Raw genomic sequence first — 3543 nt, 5'->3', positions numbered from 1 at the left:
GGTGGTTGTGATGTCGACGATGACATCGGCCAGACCGGCCGCCGGCGCGCCTTCGGTAGCGCCGAGGCTTTCGACGATGCGATAGACCTGGATGCCGTGCTTCTGCGAGAAGAATTGCTGCGTCAGCCGCCAGTATTTGGTGGCGATGCGCAGCCGCCGGCCATGGCGCTGGCGAAAATCGGCGGCGACGTCGTCGAGATCGGCCATGGTGTCGACGTCGAGCCAGATGTCCGGCACGGCAACCACCACATCGGCATTGCCGAAGCCGAGACGGGCGACGATTTCGGCGCGGCTCTCCCAGTCGGCGAGGTTTTCACGCACCAGGTCCTCGCCGGTGATGCCGAGATCGACGGCGCCCTGGCCGATCTCCCCTGATATTTCGGAAGCCGACAGGAACACCACTTCGACATCGTCCAGGCCCTCGACGCGGGCGTGGTATTTGCGCTCGTCGCCGGGCAGGCTGACGGCGAGGCCGGCTTTGGCCAGTACTTCCAGCGCCTGTTCTTTCAGTCGGCCTTTCGACGGGATCGCCAGCGTGATCATGGCGCCGTCTCCCGCAATGCCTCGATGCGATCGAGCCAGACGGAAAAGCCGACGCCGGGGATAGGCGTCTTCGCGCCAAGCAGGGTCAGCAGCCGGTCATAGCGGCCGCCGCCGACCAGCGGCCGGTCGCCATTGTCGGCCGCGATTTCGAAAACCAGGCCGGTGTAGTAATCGAGCGGGCGGCCGAAGGCGGCGTCGTAGCGGATTTTATCGGCCGGCAAGCCGTGCGCCTCGATCGCCTTGGCGCGGGCAGCGAACTTTTCCAGCGCGACATCGAGCGACAGCCCGGCGCCGGTGGCGAAGGTCTCCAGTGCCTGGGCCGCGCCATCAAGCGGAACGTCGATCGCCAGAAAATCCTTCAGCGCGGAAAAGGCCCCGCTCGACAACCGAACGCTGCGCAACTCGGCTTTCTCGATCAGCCGCCGGGCAATGTCGGACGGCGCGCGTCCGGCGGACGCCGACAGGCGCGCCTCTTCCATGCCGCTGGCGATATGGGCGGAAAGACCGTCCAGATCACCATCGAGGACGAGGGCGGCGACCGGCCCGGAAAGCTGGCCGTTGCGCGGCGGGTTGGCGAGATCGGCGAGAGCCGTCTCAAGCATCGGCGCCGAGCCGAACGCACGGGCAAGGCGCATGCGCCAGCCGCGCGGCAGGCCGAGGGCAGCCAGAACCGCCTCGAAAATGGTCTGGTCGCCTAGCGTGATCGCCAGCGCCTGACCAGGCAGCACCAGCGACAGCAGCGCATGCGCGTCGGCTACCGAGCGGGCATCGGCTCCAGCGGTATCGCGGTCACCGAGATCCTCAATGCCGGCCTGGAAGAACTCGTTGCCGCCTTCGCGGCGCTGTCGAAACACCTCGCCGAGATAGGAATATCGGCGGGGTGTGCCGGCCTGCGAGCTTATGTGGTCGAGGCAGACGGGGATGGTGAATTCCGGCCGCAGGCACAGCGTCTGGCCGGTCTCGCTTTCGGTCAGGAAGATGCGGCGGCGCAAATCCTCGCCGGCCATGTCGAGGAAGGGGTCCGCCGGCTGCAATATGGCGACCTCGACGGCGTGCGTGTTGCGCGTGGCGAAGAGGTTGGTGATGTCGGTGGAGATGGCGGGGGTGCGGGAGGTCAACTTGCTGACCTCAGTGCTGCACGACCCTCTGGTCCCAAACCAGAGGCGCCAACGATCCAGGCGAAGGCCGGCGCTCTACGGCGCCCCCCTCTGCCCTGCCGGGCATCTCCCCCTCTAGGGGGTAGATCAGATGTCGGCTCGGCTTTCGCCAATCTCAAAGGTTGCAAGGAGAATGCCTTCGGCCAAGCTGCCAATCTCCCCCCTAGAGGGGGAGATGTCCGGCAGGACAGAGGGGGGCGCCGTAGAACGCGGCCTCTACTTGCCACGCGCCCTCTCCTCGGCCTGCGCCGCCAAAATCTTCTTCACCTCGGCGACCAGCTCGCCCTCCGCCACCGTCACCTGCGCCGGGCGCGCGGCGCGCCATTCGGCGTTATCGGTGATTTCGGCAGACATGCGCGCGCCTTCGATCAGGTCCTTGATCTGCAGCTCGCCCTTGGCGCGCTCGTCGCCGCCCTGGATGATGGCGACCGGGCAGCCGCGCCGGTCGGCATATTTGAGCTGCGCCTTCATGCCGGCGCCGCCGAGATACATTTCGGAACGGATGCCGGCGGCGCGCAGCTCCGCCACCATCTTCTGGTAGCGGCCGAGGCTGTCGGTGTCCTTGTCCATCACCAGCACGACGACAGGAGCAATCACGTCCGAGGCGTCGAGCTTGCCGAGGTTCTTCAGCGCGGTCATCAACCTGGAGACGCCGATGGAAAAGCCGGTCGCCGGCACAGGCTCGCCGCGGAAGCGGGAAACAAGGCCATCGTAGCGGCCGCCGCCACCAACCGAGCCGAAGCGTACGATCTGGCCGTCCTCGTTGGGGATTTCGGCCAGAAGCTCGGCTTCGAGGACGGGGCCGGTGTAGTATTCGAGGCCGCGCACGACCGAGCGGTCCATGGCGATACGGTCCTCGCCATATCCCGCCGCCCTGACCAGCGCTTTAATCGTGGCGAGTTCGCCGACGCCTTCCTGGTAGATGGCGTTCGAACTGACCGTGGAATCCTGGCCGGCTTGTATGGTCCTCGCAGTCGCGAGAAGAACCGCCTCGGCTTGCCCGTTGTTCAACCCGGCGCCCTTGGCGAAGTCGCCTTCGCCCTCCTTGCCGCCGTCCCAGCGGCCCGGGCCAAGCAAAAGCTTCACGCCTTCCGGCCCGAGCTTGTCCAGCTTGTCGATCGCGCGCAGGACCGTCAGCCGGCGGCCGCCATTCTCCTCACCGCCGAGGCCGATCGCCTCCAGCACGCCATCCAGCACCTTGCGGTTGTTGACGCGGATGACGTAGTCGCCGCGCTTGATGCCGAGCGCTTCCATGACGTCGGCCATCATCATCGCCATCTCGGCGTCGGCGGCCACGCCCGGCGTACCGATCGTGTCGGCGTCGAACTGCATGAACTGGCGGAAGCGGCCGGGGCCTGGCTTCTCGTTGCGGAACACCCAGCCGGAGCGATAGCTGCGGTAAGGCTTGGGCAGGCGCTCGTAATTCTCGGCGACGAAACGGGCCGTCGGCGCGGTCAGGTCGTAGCGCAGCGACAGCCACTGGTCGTCATCGTCCTGGAAGGAGAACACGCCTTCGTTCGGCCGGTCCTGGTCGGGCAGGAATTTTCCGAGCGCATCGGTGTATTCGATCAGCGGCTGGTCTGCCGGTTCGAAACCGTAAAGCTCATAGACCGAGCGGATCGTCGCCATCATCTTCTCGACGGCGCGGATGTCCTCGGCGCTGCGGTCGGCAAAACCGCGCGGCAGTCGCGCTTTCGTCTTTTCCGATTTGTCGGCCATGAGCTGGGGTCTTTTTTGCTAAGTAATCGATGACATATTGCGAGTGGGCGTGTCCTAACCGAAGCGGCGAGGACCAGCAAGGGTTTGCACCCTCTCTACGAGGTGGCTAGGAACAGTTCGATAG

At 65.9% G+C, this 3543-nt stretch carries 3 protein-coding genes; all 3 read right to left on the bottom strand.

Going from position 1 to position 3543, the window contains the following annotated elements:
• Positions 1–543 (bottom strand): ATP phosphoribosyltransferase (gene hisG / locus EN906_RS26955; RefSeq protein WP_127375498.1); only part of this gene is annotated, 543 nt, incomplete at its 3' end.
• The gene (locus EN906_RS26950) at positions 540–1661 is read right to left on the bottom strand and encodes an ATP phosphoribosyltransferase regulatory subunit (RefSeq protein ID WP_127272184.1); all 1122 of its coding nucleotides are present in this window, start codon (positions 1659–1661) and stop codon (positions 540–542) included. The genes hisG and EN906_RS26950, both read right to left, overlap by 4 nt.
• A gap of 255 nt (positions 1662–1916) precedes the next feature.
• A complete protein-coding gene (gene hisS, locus EN906_RS26940) occupies positions 1917–3419 on the bottom strand; it encodes a histidine--tRNA ligase (RefSeq protein ID WP_127268834.1) in 1503 nt (500 codons plus the stop codon).
• Positions 3420–3543: the final 124 nt, after the last annotated feature.

This window comes from Mesorhizobium sp. M7A.F.Ca.CA.004.06.1.1 (assembly GCF_003999135.1).
Taxonomy (GTDB): domain Bacteria; phylum Pseudomonadota; class Alphaproteobacteria; order Rhizobiales; family Rhizobiaceae; genus Mesorhizobium.
Note: the sequence above shows the minus strand (reverse complement) of the source record. Positions and strands in the feature narration are given on the sequence as shown.

Coding starts and splice junctions, on each gene's coding strand:
- hisS (WP_127268834.1), bottom strand. CDS start 3,419: ATGGCCGACAAATCGGAAAAGACGAAAGCGCGACTGCCGCGCGGTTTT.